Origin of the sequence: Flavonifractor sp. An10 (assembly GCF_002161215.1) — a bacterium.
GTDB lineage: Bacteria > Bacillota > Clostridia > Oscillospirales > Oscillospiraceae > Flavonifractor > Flavonifractor avistercoris.
The window spans coordinates 226,991-244,070 of sequence record NZ_NFMB01000004.1 but is presented as its reverse complement, the minus strand read 5'-3'; the positions used below and the strand labels follow the sequence as shown (position 1 = coordinate 244,070).

General features: G+C 60.3%; 9 protein-coding genes. 5 read left to right on the top strand and 4 right to left on the bottom strand.

Annotated elements, in window-relative coordinates:
• The first annotated feature begins 267 nt into the window (after positions 1-267).
• The 3 genes from B5E42_RS08615 (at position 268) to B5E42_RS08605 (ending at position 8,052) form a co-directional block, all read left to right on the top strand.
• Entirely contained in the window at positions 268-894 is a 627-nt protein-coding gene (locus tag B5E42_RS08615; protein ID WP_087238683.1) for a helix-turn-helix transcriptional regulator, read from the top strand.
• Positions 891-2,477: a recombinase family protein gene (locus B5E42_RS08610; RefSeq protein WP_087238681.1), complete on the top strand. Its 1,587-nt coding sequence runs from the start codon at positions 891-893 to the stop codon at positions 2,475-2,477. The genes B5E42_RS08615 and B5E42_RS08610 overlap by 4 nt, the downstream gene beginning before the upstream one ends.
• 379 nt (positions 2,478-2,856) lie before the next feature.
• Positions 2,857-8,052, top strand: a complete 5,196-nt coding sequence (locus tag B5E42_RS08605; protein ID WP_087238679.1) for an S-layer homology domain-containing protein — start codon at positions 2,857-2,859, stop codon at positions 8,050-8,052.
• A gap of 57 nt (positions 8,053-8,109) precedes the next feature.
• On the opposite strand, the gene B5E42_RS08600 is transcribed toward B5E42_RS08605, so the two are convergent.
• The 4 genes from B5E42_RS08600 to B5E42_RS08585 form a co-directional block, all read right to left on the bottom strand.
• Positions 8,110-8,481, bottom strand: coding sequence for a hypothetical protein (locus B5E42_RS08600; protein ID WP_087238677.1), 372 nt, complete (start codon positions 8,479-8,481; stop codon positions 8,110-8,112).
• A gap of 461 nt (positions 8,482-8,942) precedes the next feature.
• Complete coding sequence (locus tag B5E42_RS08595; RefSeq protein ID WP_204244394.1) at positions 8,943-10,391, bottom strand: nicotinate phosphoribosyltransferase; 1,449 nt, start codon at positions 10,389-10,391, stop codon at positions 8,943-8,945.
• A gap of 14 nt (positions 10,392-10,405) precedes the next feature.
• Complete coding sequence (locus B5E42_RS08590) at positions 10,406-10,936, bottom strand: isochorismatase family cysteine hydrolase (protein WP_087238675.1); 531 nt, start codon at positions 10,934-10,936, stop codon at positions 10,406-10,408.
• 85 nt (positions 10,937-11,021) lie between these two features.
• Positions 11,022-11,813: a TIGR04255 family protein gene (locus B5E42_RS08585; protein WP_087238672.1), complete on the bottom strand. Its 792-nt coding sequence runs from the start codon at positions 11,811-11,813 to the stop codon at positions 11,022-11,024.
• A gap of 178 nt (positions 11,814-11,991) precedes the next feature.
• On the opposite strand from B5E42_RS08585, the gene B5E42_RS08580 reads away from it, so the two are divergent.
• Positions 11,992-12,870: an aldose 1-epimerase family protein gene (locus tag B5E42_RS08580; RefSeq protein ID WP_087238670.1), complete on the top strand. Its 879-nt coding sequence runs from the start codon at positions 11,992-11,994 to the stop codon at positions 12,868-12,870.
• Between the two features lie 370 nt (positions 12,871-13,240).
• Positions 13,241-17,041 carry an S-layer homology domain-containing protein gene (locus tag B5E42_RS08575; RefSeq protein WP_162613942.1) on the top strand — a complete coding sequence of 1,267 codons (3,801 nt, stop codon included), beginning with the start codon at positions 13,241-13,243 and terminating at the stop codon, positions 17,039-17,041.
• Positions 17,042-17,080 lie beyond the last annotated feature (39 nt).

Below are 17,080 nucleotides of genomic sequence, written 5' to 3'. Positions count from 1 at the left end.
ACAGTATTTTTTGTTCCACCCGTGGGATCAGTTTCGGGATGATCTGGATTGCGGTATCAGTTTTATATCACCTCCTTACCTGTCAATCAAATGGTGACTTTTCGGATAAAAGAAAAGCATCCAGAGGATCGATGAGGCCAGTTTAGCATGAAAAATCAATATAGTCAACTATACGGTGATAAAATCAGAGAGTTGCATAATAAAACTTGATTTTGTTGACAAGATGTGCTTTAATAGGTTTAGGCATTCCAAAAGGAGGACCGGCGTATGGAGTTTTTCAAGAAGGAATATCCGGATACAGATGTGGCCGTGGATGTGACCTATGCCTCCTTCGGTGACCGCCTGCGGGCCATCCGGAAGGAGAAGGGGATGTCCCAGGACGAGTTTGCTCAGATGCTGGGGACATCCAAGCAGGTCCTCAGCCGCTACGAGATCGGGCAGCGCATCCCGAAGATCACCCAGGTGCAGGAATACGCAAAGAGGCTGAACGTGTCCGCCGACTACCTGATGGGGGATTCCGCGGAGGAGGCGGCCTTCAATTCCCTGTGCCCCAAGGATCATCCGCCCTTTTATAAAATTCTCCTGGATGTGATGGAGCAGATGGGGCTGGACATTCCGGGGATGACGCAGATCAGCGGACTGACAGACCGGCAGGTGCGGACGATCATCATCCGCCAGATGAAGGACGCGCCCCTCCCCATTGCCATGCAGTTGTCGGATGCGCTGGGGGTGCCGCTGGAGGTGTGGACCGGTGACCGGCGCTATCAGCCCACGGACATCACAGCGGAGGCTCGGCAGGTGGCACGGGCCTATGACAAGGCGGGCCAGAAAGAGAAAGCGATGGTGCGGATGGCTCTGGATCTGCCATCCATGACAGGGGGCGGGACAACATGAACGCCGTTGTCTACGCCAGATACTCCAGCCACAAGCAGGGGGAACAGTCGATTGAAGGACAGTTGGCCTCCGCCTACAAATACGCTGGGGAACACGGCTACACCATCATCCATGAGTACATCGACCGGGCACAGACAGGCAGAAATGATGACCGGGAACAGTTCCAGCAGATGCTGAAGGACACAGCAAAACACCAGTTTGAGGCGATTATTATCTGGAAGATCGACCGCTTTGGGCGCAACCGGGAAGAAATCGCCTTCAACAAATATCGATGCAAAAAGAACGGCGTCAAGGTACTCTATACGGCGGAGAGCATCCCGGATACCCCGGAGGGCATCATTTTGGAGGCGGTTCTGGAGGGGATGGCGGAATACTATTCCGTTCAACTGGCCACCAATGTCAAGAGGGGCATGGACAATGTGGCCCGCAAGGGGCAGAGTGTGGGCGGTACGCTCCCGCTGGGGTATCGGACGGGACCGGACAAGCATCTGGAGCCTGATCCTAAGACCGCGCCGCTGGTTAGGCGCATCTTTGAGATGTACGCCGCTGGGAACACCCAGAAGGAGATTATCGAACATCTCAACGCGGAGGGCTTGCGGACAAGGAAAGGGAAGCCGCTGACCATCAACAGTATCCGCTCTGTGCTGAAAAATAAAAAGTATATCGGCGTCTACCATTACGACGGCAAGGAGTACCCGGAGGCGCAGATCCCGGCCTTGATTGATGCAGAAACCTTTGCAAAAGTCCAGCGGCTTTTGATCCAGAACAAGCGGGCGCCGGCCCGGAAGTGGACAAAGGCGGAGTATTTGCTGACAGGCAAACTGTTCTGCGGTCTGTGCGGCCATACCATGGTAGGCGAATGTGGGACAGGAAAGAGCGGGACAAAATATTTCTATTACAACTGCCTGGAGAAGAAAAAGAACCGCACCTGCAAAAAGAAGGCGGTTCAAAAGCAGTGGATCGAACAACTGGTACTGGAAAAGGCCAAGGCCATCGTAATGAGCGACGAGATGATCGACTTCATTGCGGAGAGGACTTATCAGTACTATGTCGAGCAGAATACCGAAACCTCCTACACAGATGCGCTCCATGAGGAACTGAAACAGGTGGAGACAGCCATCGCCAACCTGGTGCGTGCGCTGGAGGCAGGGATCTTAAGTTCGGCCACCAAAACCCGCATGGACGAACTGGAACAACAGAAGGCGGCGTTGGAAACTGCCTTGGCGGATGCGGAGTTGATCAGCGGCCTTCGGCTGACCCGGGAGCATATCAAATTCTTCCTGCTGCAATTCCGCTCCCTGGATTTTGACGAGCCGGAGAGTCAGCGGCGGATTATTGACATCTTTGTGAATGCGGTGTTTGTCTATGATGACCGGGTAACGATCACCTTCAATTACTCCGGGGACAACCGCACGATCACATTGGCGGAGATAGACGGAGCGGCCGAAGGTGTTCGAGCGCCAAGCGCATCGGGTCACCAAATCCGCAATTCTTTGATTACAAGGGATTGCGGATTTTTTATTACTCTCCCAACCGTTTCGCGGGTTCCATGTTTAGTTGTTCGCTTCCTTATATTGGATTGAAATTCCGAAGAAAAGGGTCAAATTTACACACGAATTACGCACGGGAAAACGCAGGTCGAAGCCCTATTCTTGTTCCGCGCACTCTGCCGACTTTATTTATATTCATGTCTACCAAATGTCTACCAATTTAATCCCGCAACCCATTGGTGCGCAGCGGTTTCCCGCTGCGCGCCCTTTCTTTTGCCGCCTCGTGTCTACCAAATGTCTACCATGGGAACTTTTGAGCTGTAAACCAGATCAAAACGCCAAAACATCTCTAGATTTCCTTACTTCTAGTCTGATGTAAGGGTCGTCATACGGCTCTGATTTCCCTATTTTACCGGATATTGGGACTATATGGCAACTCCGGCCTCAAATTTTAGAAGGAGGAAAATCCAAGATGAGAAACCTCAAACGGGCTCTCAGCCTGGTGCTGGCCGCCGCCATGCTCATCGGCATGATGGTTGTCAGCGCTTCCGCTGTGAGCTACAACGATTTCTCCGACCGCGGAGAGATCGTGAACAAGGATGCGGTTTCCATGCTCACCACGCTGGAGATCATCGAGGGCAAGCCCGATGGTTCCTATGCGCCCGGCGAGAATGTAGACCGCGCTCAGATGGCGAAGATGATCTCCGTCATGCTGAGCAACAACCAGAACTGTGACGATCTGTACATGAACGTCAACAGCGGCCTGACTGACATCAGCGCCAACTGGGCCAAGGGCTACATCAACTACTGCTACACCCTTGGCGTCATTGCCGGCCGCGGCAATGGCACCTTCGACCCCTCCGCCAACGTGACCGCCGTGGAGGCCGCCAAGATGCTGCTGACCGCGCTGGGCTACGAGGCTGAGATCGAGGGCCTGGTGGGCGATGACTGGGCGCTGAACACCGCCGCCCTGGCCCACGAGCTGGGCATCTTCCGCAACTTCGACAAGGACGTGAGCGCTCCTCTGAACCGCGACGACGCGGCTCTGCTGATCTACAACGCCATGGACGTGGAGATGATCGAGCAGTATCAGAACGGCTATGCGCTGTCCTATGCCGACCACCGCACCATCCTGAGCTACGTGTTCGGCGTGATCCGCGTCGAGGGCGTGGTTGTGGCCAACGAGTGGGCTCAGCTGCAGCAGACCGACTCTGACGAGGCTCTGCGCGAGGGCCGCACCACCCTGGCCAACGTGGTTTGGTATGACTCCACCACCTCCAACACCCGCGTGGAGGAGGGCGTGAAGGAGACCGAGCCCGTGACCTTCAATGTGACCACCCCTGTTGAGTACATGGGCAAGGCTGTCACCATGTACGTGGAGAAGACCACCATCCTGGCCAACTCCAAGGTGCTGGGCGTGGCCACTGACGACGAGGCCAACGTCATCAACTTCACCGCCGCCACCGAGGACACCGTGAAGGACTACCTGAAGGGCACCGGCGTGGCCGTGAACGACGACGAGACCGAGTACTACGTCAACTACGGCTACTTCAAGAACGAGGAAGACGCCATTGACTGGATCAACGAGTACTACTACACCGAGGCCCAGGGCAATGACTTCAACCTGAACGGCATTGAGGTGCAGGTCATCGACAACGACGATGACGGCATCGCCGAGTACGTGCTGTACCTGCAGGAGACCTTGTCCGAGGTCGCCCGCTACAATGCCACCAAGGAGACCGTCTCCTTCTACACCCCCGAGCGTGACGAGAACACCCAGCTGGCCGCTGACGGTGCCCACAACACCGTGACCATCGACCTGGCCGACATGGTCAGCGCCGAGGACGTGTCCCTGGAGGGTGTGACCCCCATCGACGCTCTGGAGCTGGAGGCCGAGGATCTGATCCTCTACGTCCAGTACGGCGGCCGGACTTACATCTCCCTGCCCGAGATCGTGACCGGCACCATGACCCGCGTGGATCGCGATAAGGACAACGAGCTGTACATCACCGTCAACGACGAGGAGTACCGCCAGTCCTTCATCCTGGATGCCGCCTCTCTGGTGGACGTGGACGTCACCCGCTTTGACATCGACGACGCCAAGGAGATGCCCGGCTTCGACACCGCTTACGACTTTATCCTGGACTCCCACGGCTACGTGGTCGCTCTGCGTCCCGCCGAGGAGATCGTGACCAACTACGCTCTGGTGCTGGATTCCGCCTGGACTCAGAACGCTCTGACCCGCGGCGGCGAGGTGAAGATCCTCATGGCCGACGGCACCGAGAACACCTATGACATCAACTGGAAGGAGTCCGCCAAGGCCTTCGAGGATATCGACAAAATCGATGTCAAGACCTTTGCCGACAGCGCCAGCAACGACACCAAGCTGGAGTACTACCTGGGCTCCCGCGACGTGGTGCAGGATGAGGACGGCAACGTCGTGACCGACGCTTACAAGACCGGCCGCGCCGCTGGCTCCATCATCACCTACAGCCTGAACGAGGCCGGCGACGAGCTGACCATCGAGTCCGTGCTGCAGGGCAACACCTTCGCCAACGATGACGCCGCCGAGAAGGCCTCCCTGGAGATCGACGACGACACCAACGTGAAGACCACCGCCGGCGTCGCCGACAACGGCACCGTGATCTTCATGGACGGCAACCCCATCAACAACGACAACCTCCAGTACACCACCACCAGCGGCTATGACAACGGCTACGGCCGCATCACCGTGGCTGCCTCCGATCTGGATGACGGCGAGGGCCTGCCCAGCCGCCAGGGCACCAAGACCTACGCGGTGGATCTGGACACCGTTGCCTTCTACTACTACCTGGACGACAAGAACACTTCCTCCACCACCGATGACGAGTATGTCTACGGCGTGGCCACCGGCTGGGACAAGATGAGCGACGTTGACCGCAACACCGACGTCCAGGTCTACCCCGTGCTGGAGAAGAAGACCGACGGCACCTATGTGGCCTCCGACCTGGCCGGCGTGATCCTGTTCGAGGCTGAGCCCGACACCGTGGCCGCCGACTACATGCTGGTTCTGTCCGCCAACGCCATCGGCAAGGACACCCTGGAGCTGAACGTTGTCTTTGAGGACGGCACCGCCGAGACCATCAAGGTCGACGACGAGGGTGACTACTTCGACAAGGACAACGACTACCACTACATGAAGGCTTGGAGCTACTCCGAGAACGCCGACGGCACCTATGACATCGGCACCATGTGGAACACCTTCGGCGTGGCCGACCTGCTGATCAACCGCACCATCGCCCTGAACGACGGCACCGGCGTGGAAGACTACCTGTCCCTGCCCACCACCGCCAACGTGTGGGACGTGACCGAGGTTGAGAAGGGCGGCGACGACGTGTCCACCGGCACCTTCCACCAGAACGTGTACGTGAACACCGTGGCCATCGTGTCCGAGGGTCAGGTGCGCACCGCCTGGATCTGGGATCTGGACGAGGACGACACCACCGGCCTGGGCTACAACTTCAACTGGGATCTGACCAACTACGTGGACATCTGGGCCGGTACCGGCATGTGGGCTGAGATGGAGATCTACGAGGCCTACCGCGACGGCAAGAACATCCTGTGGCACGGCGACATGACCCTGAACAGCGACCTGGTGATCCCCGAGGGCATCATCTTCCAGGTTGACGGCGATGTCGTCGAGAACAACCACAGCATCACCGGCGCCGGCACCTTCCGCGTCACCGGTGACTACACTGTGGACAACACCACCGGCGATAACAACAGCACCATCACCGTTCCCACTCAGGTGGGCGGCAACCTGTACCTGACCGAGGATACCACCACCAAGGCCCGTATCGGCGTGTATGGCAGCATCCTGGATGCCGACAAGTCCGGCGATCACGGCTATGTCAATGACCTGACCGTGAACAGCAGCGTGTACGTGCGCGGCGACGTGAACGTGGACACCCTCACTGTCAACGGTCACCTGGAGGCCACCAACTACCACATCCAGCGCGGCGCGGCCGTGTACAGCGACAACACCCTGGTTGCCTCCGGCGATCTGCTGATCTGCTCCGGCGGCCTGACCATCGGCAACACCTCTGACGCCGGTGTGGTCACCGTCTACGGCGACTTCACCGTCTACGGCGGCGTTGATGTGGTCAACGGCACTCTGAACCTGGCCAATGCCACTGATGTGAGCACCACCGGCGACATCACCGTCGGTTCTGCTTCCACCAAGGGCTACATCAAGCAGACCAACGGCATCATCCGCAACATGGACGTCAACGGCTACAATGTGGTGATCAACAACGGCGAGGTCTCCCTGCCCGGCACCATCATTGATGCCAACAGCGTCACCGTGAACAAGAACGGCGTCCTGACCGTCACCGTGAAGCCCGACGGCTACAACGAGTCCTCCGAGGGCACCCTGAACGCCAACGGCACCGGCAGCACCGAGGAGCCCGTGGTCTCCGACCTGAAGCTGGAGAGCGTTACTGTCAAAGAAGTGAAGGTCACTCTGAACCAGTCCACCAAGACCGGCACCGTGACCCTGAGCGCCACCGAGGCCGGTGACGCCCCCATCGCTGTGAAGGATGTTGTTGCTAAGGCCAACGATGAGAAGGCCGAGGTTGAGATCACTGCCAACGGCACCAACAGCTTCAACATCCGTCTGGTGAAGGAGGGCTCCGTCACCGTCACCTACACCATCGCTGTGACTGTCCTCGAGAAGAGCGACAACACCGATGTGAGCAGCATTACCGTCAAGGGTGTGGCTGCTAAGGCGGATGCCAAAGATGCTACCAAGTATACTGTGGAGCTGACCTATGAGCAGGCCATCAACACCACCGAGAAGAAGGTTGAGGTTACGCCCGCTGATAAGAACGCTGATGTCGTTGCCATCGGTCACGACACCGGTAAGTATTTCGGCCTTGGTGGGAATGAGTGGGAAAGCACTGCGGCTCTGAAGGATGTTGTGGACGGCGGAAGCAGCACCATCAAGTTCAAGATTGAAGCTGAGAATGGGACTGAGTCTGACTATTACTATCTGACTGTCGTTGTGTCTAAGCAGCCCGCTCAGAAGGCTAACGTGACCCTGTACAGCGATAACAAGAGCGGTGCTGTTGGTGAGCTGACTGGCTCCGACGATGCTTACACGCTCCTTGTTGACAAGGATGTCGACGTTGTGACTGGTACCCACCTCGCGAACCGCGTCAGCGGCAAGGGTACTACCTCCAGCGACATTGCCAATGTGATCTCTACCGCCACCCCCAAGGACGGTGTGTTCACCCTCACCTTCAAGGGCATTCAGGAGGGCAAGGATCAGGTCATCACCGTGACTGTCAAGTCCGCCAACGGCGAGGAGCGCGTTGACCGTGACAAGGCTCTGATCGCGGACGGTCTGGACAGCCTGAAGGCTTACGAGGTCACTAATCAGAAGGTCACTGAGAAAGCCATCAAGGACGAGATCGAGAAGCAGATCAAGGCCATGGCGAAGTGGGGCAGCGACGTGAAGGTTTCCTTCAGCAACGAGCCCGATTGGGACGCTACCACCGGAACCGGCGCGTTCAGCTACACCGTGGATGTCACTGTCACCCTGACCTCCGACAAGGGCGATGTTGACGGCAGCGCTACCGTGACCGACACCGTCACCCTGCGCGTGAGCTACGACAACACCACCCGCTAATCGCAACCATTAGACACTGGCACTTGCCCCCCGGGCCATCTGGCCCGGGGGGCTTTTTTACAGGAAGGCCGCGAAGTGGTAGGTCTTCCCGCTCTGGTTGGGGTCGCCGGAACCGGCCTCGATGCGGAAGCCGTTGTTGATGACGGTGACCCGGTTGACGGTCTTGCCGTTGTCCAGGACGGCAAAGACGCTGCTCCCCGTGGACAGCAGGAGCACTTTGGGGGTGCCCGACGTGGCCACCGTCCGCAGGGATGTGCTCCCGTTGCCGTTGTAGCTTCCCTCCCGGATGCGGCACTTCCCGTCCAGCGCGGTCTGGAGTCCCGCCAGCGCGGTGTCGATCTTCTGGAAGTCCGTGTTGAAGTCGGTTCTGAGGAAATCGTCCTCGGGCACCCACTGGTGCAGCTGGTAATTTTCTGTATACGTTGCCATAAACATCCCTCCCGGCGTGACAGCCGGGAGGGATGTTTGAGGTATGACGGAACACGGGGGTGACACGCGCGCCGAGTCGTCGCGCGCCACAGAGCGGTGATGCCGGTGCCTCCATGGGGCGGGCGACCACAGGTCGCCCCTACGGATTCGGGCGGATACTATCCGCCCCTACAGAGTGCGCCGGGGCCGCCGCGTGCCGCGAACCGAGGGGGCGTTACAAAGTAAGCCCCCTCGGTTGGTAAGCTACCTGTAGGACAGCTTGGGGGAAAATCCAAAAAGGGGGCCGGAGCCCCCTTTTTGGTCGTTTTAAGGATAGGGTGCAGGGGAAGGGAAATCGAAATCCCTTCCCCTGCTGGTTTTCCCCCCGCTTTTGCCATCAAAAGCGGGGCGCCCGCCGCGCAGGCGCGCCGCCGGGAGGCCGGTGCCTCCATGGGGCGGTGGTAACGGGGATGGGCTTTCTGTTACTTGCCCTCCCGCTCCAGCAGCTCCTGCTGGATGTCCCACAGCTTCTGGGACAGATCCACATAGTAGTTGTGGGGGTTCTCAAAGCGCTTGACCTCGTCCCACAGCAGGTCGATCTGCCCGGCGCAGTAGGCCCGCATCTCGGCGATGGGGGGCGAGTCGTACACCCGCTTACCGGCCCGGAATACGGGCACCAGCAGCTCTTTGGCGGTGAAATTGGTGAACACGCTGCGCTTCCAGGTGGCGTCGGGGTCGAAGAGCTCCAGGGGCTTCCCCTCCTCCACCGTCTCGTCGTGGAGGGTGATCAGATCGGCAAAGGCCTTGCCGCTCTCGTTGTCGAAGAGGCGGTACACCTTCTTGAAGTGAGGGGTGGTGATCTTGGCCGGGTTGGCGCTGATCTTGATCTTGGGGATGATGTTGCCCGCCTTGTCCTCCACGGCGGCCAGCTTGTACACGCCGCCGAACACCGGCTCGCTCTTGGAGGTGATCAGCCGCTCCCCCACGCCGAAGGAGTCGATCTTGGCCCCCTGGAGCAGCAGATCCCGGATGATATACTCGTCCAGGGAGTTGGAGGCCACGATCTTGCACTCGGTGAGCCCCGCCGCGTCCAGCATCTTCCGGGCCTTGCGGGACAGGTAGGTCAGATCGCCGCTGTCCAGCCGGATGGCGCAATGGGTGATGCCCTGGGGCAGCAGCACCTCCTGGAACGCCTTGATGGCGTTGGGCACGCCGGACTTGAGCACGTTGTAGGTGTCCACCAGCAGGGTGGCGGAGTGGGGGTAGAGCTGGCAGTAGGTCTTGAAGGCGGTATACTCGTCGGGGAACATCTGCACCCAGGAGTGGGCCATGGTGCCCCCGGCGGGGGAGCCGTAGATCTCGTCGGCCAGGGTGCAGGCGGTGCCGGCGCAGCCGGCGATGTAGGACGCCCGGGCCCCCAGGATGGCCGCGTCGGGGCCCTGGGCCCGGCGGGAGCCGAACTCGCTCACCGGCCGGCCGTCGGCGGCCCGGACGATGCGGTTGGTCTTGGTGGCGATGAGGGACTGGTGGTTCAGGGTGAGCAGCAGGAAGGTCTCGATAAACTGGGCCTCGATGGCCGGCGCCCGGACGGTGAGGATGGGCTCCCGGGGGAAGATGGGGGTGCCCTCCGGCACGGCCCAGATGTCGCCGGTGAAGCGGAAGTCCCGCAGATAGTTCAGAAATTCCTCGCAGAAGCAGCCCTTGCCCCGCAGATAGGTGATGTCCTCCTCGGTAAAGCGGAGGTTTTCGATATAGTCGATGACCTGCTCCAGCCCCGCGGCAATGGCGAAGCCGCCCCCGTCGGGCACGTTGCGGAAGAACACGTCGAAGTAGCAGATCTGATCGGCGTATCCCTCGGTCTGGAAGTAGCCGTTGCCCATGGTGAGCTCGTAGAAGTCGCAGAGCAGGGTATAGTTCATGTGTTCCTTCATCTGTTTCACAACCTTTATCGGTTCAGTACCGTGATCTGGAGGGCCTCCATCACGTCCAGGCCCTTGGCGTGGAGAGCCGGATCGGGCCCGGCGGTGCAGGATGCGTCCACGATAATCTCCGCCTCCGGCAGGGCGGCCTTGACCATGACGGCGTTGGAGAGCACACACAGGTAGGACACCAGCCCCGCCAGCTCCACCTGGTCATACCCCCGGCCCCGGAGCCACTCGGCTAGCTCCAGGGAGGGGAAGGCGGGCTTCTCCAGCACCTTGTCCCGGCCCCTGTCCAGGGCCTGCCCGGTCTCGCCGTAGAGCTGCCAGCCGTCGGAGCCGCGGAGGCAGTGGGGCACCGGCAGCTTCCGGCCCTCCTGGGTGTCCAGGTAGTCGGGGCCGTGGGTGTCCATGGTGAAGGCCACGTCGTCCCCCGCGGCCCGGTATTGGGCGATTTTGGCCGAAATGGGCCCGTCCAGCTTCTCCGCGCCGGCAAAGCCCAGGGCCCCGTCCACAAAGTCCTTCTGGTAGTCCACCACCAGCAGCAGTCTCTTCATCCGTACCGCCTCCAAGCTGTCAAGACACCTGACTATTTTATACCAAGAGCCCCGGAAAAGCAAGGACTTTTCCGGGGCTGTGCGGTCAATCCGCCATGGGGGTGGGGCCCATGGCCTCGTGGAGCTCCTTGGTGATGGCGCCCTGGAAGAAGCACACGGCGAAGCGGTGCATCCGCTCCAGCTTCTCAGGCACCGCCTCCGCGGTCATCTTTCCGGCGGTGGAGAAGTCCGCGTCCAGGACGAACTTGACCTCCTTGTCGGTCTTGCCGCCGCCGACAAGGCCGGGGCCGGTGCGCAGCTTCATCCGGTAGCCGCCCACCAGGGGGGTGTCCACCTCCAGGGAGCACTTGGCGATCTCGCTCTCCTCCACGTCGGGCTCCCCCAGTATGCCGATATACTGGCTCTGGATCAGATCGTCCCACAGCTGGCCCTCCAGGCCCAGCCGCTGGCGGGAGACGGCGTTGACATACCGCAGGCCGATGCGCTCAAAGTAGGCGGGCTGGTAGATCTGGATGAACTGGGCCAGGGGCTGATCCAGCCGGGTGGCAAAGTCCTCCCACCGCTGGTAGCCCACAGTGGACAGGGCGATGAAATTCTGGGTCAGGTTGAGCTTCCACCGGCCGTCCTGGGAGACAAAGTTGTAGTTGGTGATGGGCTTCTGGGCCTCCAAAGAGGCGGTATTGCCTTTGCGCACCACCTTGGGGGGCAGCTGCTCCTGCCGGGCGGCGTACTGGGGAAAGTCCCGGCGCACGGCCTCCTGGAAGGCGGCGGGCTCCTGGGCCCCGATAGCCAGGATGGTGGGGAAGCGCAGCTGGCAGATGACCTCCACCAGCGGGGGGCGGGCGTACTGATAGCGCTCGTATTGGGCAAACAGCATGATTGGGCTGCTCCTTTCTTAAGTTCGTGTTCCTATTGTATCCCGGAATGGGCCGTCTGTCAAACCAAACGGCACATCGAAACCATTTTTGAAACAGATTCCAGCCGCCCAACCCGGCCTTGTAAAGATCGCCGGGACGTGGTATCATGCCCTCAGAATCAAGAAGGAGGCGCTCAAAATGGAGCTGGAGCTGAGACGGGGCGGCCGCACCGCCCGGATTGACACGAAGGGGGCTGAGCTGGTATCCTACCGGGACGAGGACGGCCTGGAGTACATCTGGGGCGGCGACCCGGCCTACTGGGCGGGCCGGAACCCCCTGCTGTTCCCCGTGGTGGGGAACCTGCGGGACGGAAAGGTGACCATCGGGGGAAAGGAGTACGCCATGGAGCGCCACGGCTTTGCCCGGCGGCAGGAATTTGCCGTGGCGGAACAGGGGGAGGACTGGGCCCGGCTGGAGCTGACGGACAGCCCGGACACCCTGGCCATGTATCCCTTCCCCTTCCGCCTGGCGGTGGAGCAGCGGCTCACCGACGGCGGCTTTGCCACGGCGGTCACCGTGACCAATACCGGGACGGCGCCCATGCCCTTCTGCCTGGGCGCCCACACCGGCTTCCGTTGCCCCCTGGCGGAGGGGGAGCGGTTTGAGGACTACGAGCTGGTGTTCCCGGAGAGGGAGACCTGCCCCACCCTGCTGCTGCGGGACGGCCTGCTGGATCGGCCGGCGGCCATGCCCTGCCTGGAGGATACGGATACCTTCCCTCTGGACTACCGCTGGTTTGACCAGCTGGATACCGTGATCCTGGAGGGGCTGAAATCCCGCAGCGTCACCCTGCGCGGCAGAAAGAGCGGCAAGGGGGTGCGGGTATCCTTTGCGGGCTTCCCCATGCTGGCCTTCTGGACTATGCCCGGGAAGAAAGCCCCCTACCTGTGCATCGAGCCGTGGCACGGCTGTGCCGCCTCCTGGAGCGAGGGGACGGAGTTCGCCGGCAAGCCCCACTGCATCACCCTCTCCCCCGGTCAGGCGCACACCCTGGCCTATCAGGCCGACACGCTGTAACAGGAGCTTCTGCTGAAAGCCGGCGGCCACACAATATACAACCGTCGGGATTTCCCGGGGCAGCATGCCGCTTCTTACCATGTGTTTTGAGGTCATGTCTACCAGATGTCTACCAATTCAACCCCGCAACCCATTGGCGCGCAGCGGTTTCCCGCTGCGCGCCCTTTCTTTTGCCGTCTCGTGTCTACCAAATGTCTACCATCGGAACTTTTCGGCCAAAGACCGGGTCGAAAATACCCGCATACCACCGGATTTCCTCACTTCTAATCCCATGCAAGGGTCGTCATACGGCTCTGATTTCCCTATTTTACCGGATATTGGGACTATATGGCAACTCCGGCCTCAAATTTTAGAAGGAGGAAAATCCAAGATGAGAAACCTCAAACGGGCTCTCAGCCTGGTGCTGGCCGTCGTTATGGTCATTGGCCTGATGGTCGTCGGCGCCGGCGCTGTGAGCTACAACGATTTCTCCGACCGGGAAGAGATCGTGAACAAGGATGCGGTTTCCATGCTCACCACGCTGGGCATTATTGAGGGCCAGCCCGACGGCTCTTATAACCCCGCTGGTAACGTGGACCGCGCGCAGATGGCGAAGATGATTTCTGTCGCCCTGACCAACAACGAGGACTGCGACACTCTGTATCAGAATGTCAACAGCGGCCTCACCGACATTTCCGCCAACTGGGCCCGCGGCTACATCAACTACTGCTATGTGCGCGGCATCATTGCCGGCCGCGGCAACAACACCTTCGACCCCGGCGCCAACGTGACCGGCGTTGAGGCCGCCAAGATGCTGCTGGCCGCCCTGGGCTACAACGCTGAGATCGAGGGCCTGGTGGGCCCCGACTGGGCGCTGAACACCGCCGCCCTGGCGCAGCAGCTGGGCATCTTCCGCAACTTCACCAAGGACGTGAGCGAGCCCCTGAACCGTGACGACGCCGCTCTGCTCATCTACAACGCCCTGGACGTGGAGATGATCCAGCAGTACTCCAACGGCTACGCCCTGGTGTACTCCGACCACCGCACCATCCTGAGCTCCGTGTTCGGTGTGGTTCGCGTGGAGGGCGTTGTCACCGCCAACGAGTGGGCCCGCCTGGAGGAGACCGACTCCGACGCCGCTCTGCGCACCGGCAAGACCACCCTGGACGAGGTCGTGGTGTACGACTCCACCACCTCCAACACCACCGTGCCCGAGGGCGTGAAGGAAGACAAGCCTGTCACCTTCAATGTCTCCACTCCCGTGGAGTACATGGGCAAGGCTGTCACCATGTACGTGGAGAAGACCACCATTCTGGCCAACTCCAACGTCATCGGTGTGGCCACCAACGACGAGGCCAATGTGATCCATGCCACCACCGCCACCGAGGAGAACCTGGACGACCTGCTGGACGGCACCGGCATTGAGACCGACAAGAACACCCAGTACTATGTCAACTACGGCTGGTGCGAGGACGGCGCCACTGAGGCCGTTACCCTCATCAACAAGTACGCTAATGAGGATCTGGGGGAGACCAACACCTACTACAACGTGAACGGCGTGGATGTGGAGGTCATTGACAACAATGACGACGGCACCGCCGAGTACGTGCTGTATGTTCAGGACACCCTGTCCGAGGTCACCCGCTACAGCGAGCGCAACGAGACTGTCTCCTTCTATATCCCCGAGCTGGAGAACGACGGCACGCCCAGCCAGGACGTGGACACCCTGACCCGCGACTTTGAGGACGTGGTGTTCAACGACGAGGTCGCCACCGACGACCTGATCCTGTACGTGGAGTACGGCGGCCGCACCTACATCCAGCTGGCCCCCATCGTTACCGAGGCTATGTACCGCGTGGACCGTGACCGGAACAACGAGCAGTACATCACCCTGGACAACGAGCAGGAGTACCGCCAGGCCTATCTGCCCGACGCCGCCTCTATGGCCGATGTGGAGCTGACCCACTTCAATATTGATGAGGCCCGTACTGAGCTGGGCTTTGACACCACCTACGACTTCATTCTGGATGCCAGCGAGCAGTACGTGATCGCCACCCGTCCCGCCGAGGAGACTGTGACCAACTACGCCCTGGTGCTGGAGTCCGCCTGGACCCAGAACGCCCTGGATCGCGATGGTCAGGTGAAGATCCTCATGGCCGACGGCACTGAGGGCACCTACTACATCGATTGGGATGAGTCCGCCAAGGCTTTTGCCCGCGTAAGCTCCATCAATGGCGATGATACTTACACCCCCGCTGGCAGTCCTGCGCAGGATATCGAAGATCTGCCCAACGACACCAAGCTGGAGCTCTATCTGGGCAGCCGCGACGTGCATAATGTCACCGGCCAGTATGGTGTGAACTCCGCCGAGGGCTCCGTCATCACCTACACGCTGGACGACGACGACGTGCTGACCATCGAGAGCGTCATGCAGGGCAACAGCTTCACCGCCGATTCCGATGAGGCCAGCACTCCTCTGCAGATCCACAACGCGAACACGACCCGTACCACCGCCGGTGTGGGCGACAACGGCGTGATCCTGTACCTGGGCGCTGATCCCGACGACGACAACCTGCAGTATAATGTGGGCAATGTCGCTGAGACTGCCGCCAGCGGCTACGAGAACGGCAACGGCACCATTACCGTTCACGGCGTGAACAACGGCGCTGTCAACGATCCTGATGGCGGCAGCGGCATCTCCGACGATCTCTCCGACGTCAGCCGCAACTACGCCGTGGATCTGAACACCGTGGCCTTCTATTACTGGATTGACGACGAGGGCGATGTGCGGTACGGCGTGGCTACCGGCTGGGACGACATGAGCGACGTGGCCGCCGGCACCGACGCGCAGGTCTACCCTGTGCTGGAGCGCACCACTAACCGCACCTATCAGGCCTCTGATCTGGCCGGTCTGATCCTCTTCGAGGCCGCTAACGAGACTGATTCCTCCGACTACATGCTGGTTCTGGACGCCAACGCCAACCGCCGCGGCGACATCTGGACCCTGACTGTGGTCTTTGAGGACGGTACTGTTGCCGCCATCGAGGTAGAGGAAGACAACCTGGGCGACTTCGAGGTCGACAACAACAATTCCTATGGCCGTGCCTGGAGCTACAGCGAGAACGCCGACGGCACCTATGACGTGGGCAGCATGTATCGCGGCGTGGACACCGATGTCAGCATTGACGGCGACGATGCCAGCACCGGCAGAGGCGTTGCCCACCGTCTGGAGAACGGCACCATTGCTTTCACCGATGAGGTGAACAGCAGGCAGATTTACGCCGCCATTCTGGGCGCCGCGCAGGTCTGGGACGTCAACGATGTGGAGAACGCCGGCGATGAGGCCACCGCTTCCGCCTTCTCTACCCGCACTGACGTGAACGCCGTCGTGATCTTCAACGACAGCGGCTCCATCCGCACCGCGTGGATCTGGGATCGTGAGACTCCCACCACCCCCGATGTGGACTTCGACACTGACACCGAGCTGGTGGATGTGGTCGTGGACGACAACGCCAGCGGCCGCCGCCTGATCACCATCGAGTACACCGGTGAGGAGCCCAGCACCTCCGACCTGCGCACCCTGATCACCGACGAGCTGCTCGGCTACTACAACAAGAACGTCAACGGGGAGTCTGTCGATGTGGAGATCACCCGCTTCGACGCCGACGAGCAGAGCGTGACCGCCCGCGTCACCAAGACCAACGGCGGCATTAACACCGAGAAGTGGTATTACGAGTTCGTCAATGATGTTGCCAGCTCTGCTGTTGGCTCTGATAATAAGATCGTTGGGTACAGTGATACTGCGGCTACCTGGACTGTGAACGGCAATACCCTGACCGCTGACTTTGGTAGCAAGGAGTATAGCGATGCGGATCACAGCTTCATCACCAACGATGTGTCCCGCTTCCTGGGCGCTCTGTATCACCAGGGCCACGCCTCTCAGATTAAGTTTGACGGCGTGACCTATGTGTGGGATGACGATGCCAAGAACGCCAGCGATAAGCCTGTGAAGGGCAGCGCCTGGTATGACGCTTCCGACAACGCCTACAACGGTGATTCCGGTTCCCAGAACACTCTGGTCAGCGCCATCTTTGGACAGATTGGTGGCTGGACATTCCCTGAGAACGGCGAGATCGTTCTCTATGTGGACGGCGTTGAGATGGTTATCAACCTCATCGCTACCGCCGAGTAATTCCCTGAAGCCTTGACTTATGGAGCCCCCGGGCCGATG

What these genes read in the sequence shown, in the direction of transcription:
- B5E42_RS08580 (WP_087238670.1), top strand. Translation starts at nt 11,992, where the DNA reads ATGGAGCTGGAGCTGAGACGGGGCGGCCGCACCGCCCGGATTGACACG.
- B5E42_RS08605 (WP_087238679.1), top strand. Translation starts at nt 2,857, where the DNA reads ATGAGAAACCTCAAACGGGCTCTCAGCCTGGTGCTGGCCGCCGCCATG.
- B5E42_RS08575 (WP_162613942.1), top strand. Translation starts at nt 13,241, where the DNA reads ATGAGAAACCTCAAACGGGCTCTCAGCCTGGTGCTGGCCGTCGTTATG.
- B5E42_RS08600 (WP_087238677.1), bottom strand. Translation starts at nt 8,481, where the DNA reads ATGGCAACGTATACAGAAAATTACCAGCTGCACCAGTGGGTGCCCGAG.
- B5E42_RS08585 (WP_087238672.1), bottom strand. Translation starts at nt 11,813, where the DNA reads ATGCTGTTTGCCCAATACGAGCGCTATCAGTACGCCCGCCCCCCGCTG.
- B5E42_RS08595 (WP_204244394.1), bottom strand. Translation starts at nt 10,391, where the DNA reads ATGAAGGAACACATGAACTATACCCTGCTCTGCGACTTCTACGAGCTC.
- B5E42_RS08610 (WP_087238681.1), top strand. Translation starts at nt 891, where the DNA reads ATGAACGCCGTTGTCTACGCCAGATACTCCAGCCACAAGCAGGGGGAA.
- B5E42_RS08615 (WP_087238683.1), top strand. Translation starts at nt 268, where the DNA reads ATGGAGTTTTTCAAGAAGGAATATCCGGATACAGATGTGGCCGTGGAT.
- B5E42_RS08590 (WP_087238675.1), bottom strand. Translation starts at nt 10,936, where the DNA reads ATGAAGAGACTGCTGCTGGTGGTGGACTACCAGAAGGACTTTGTGGAC.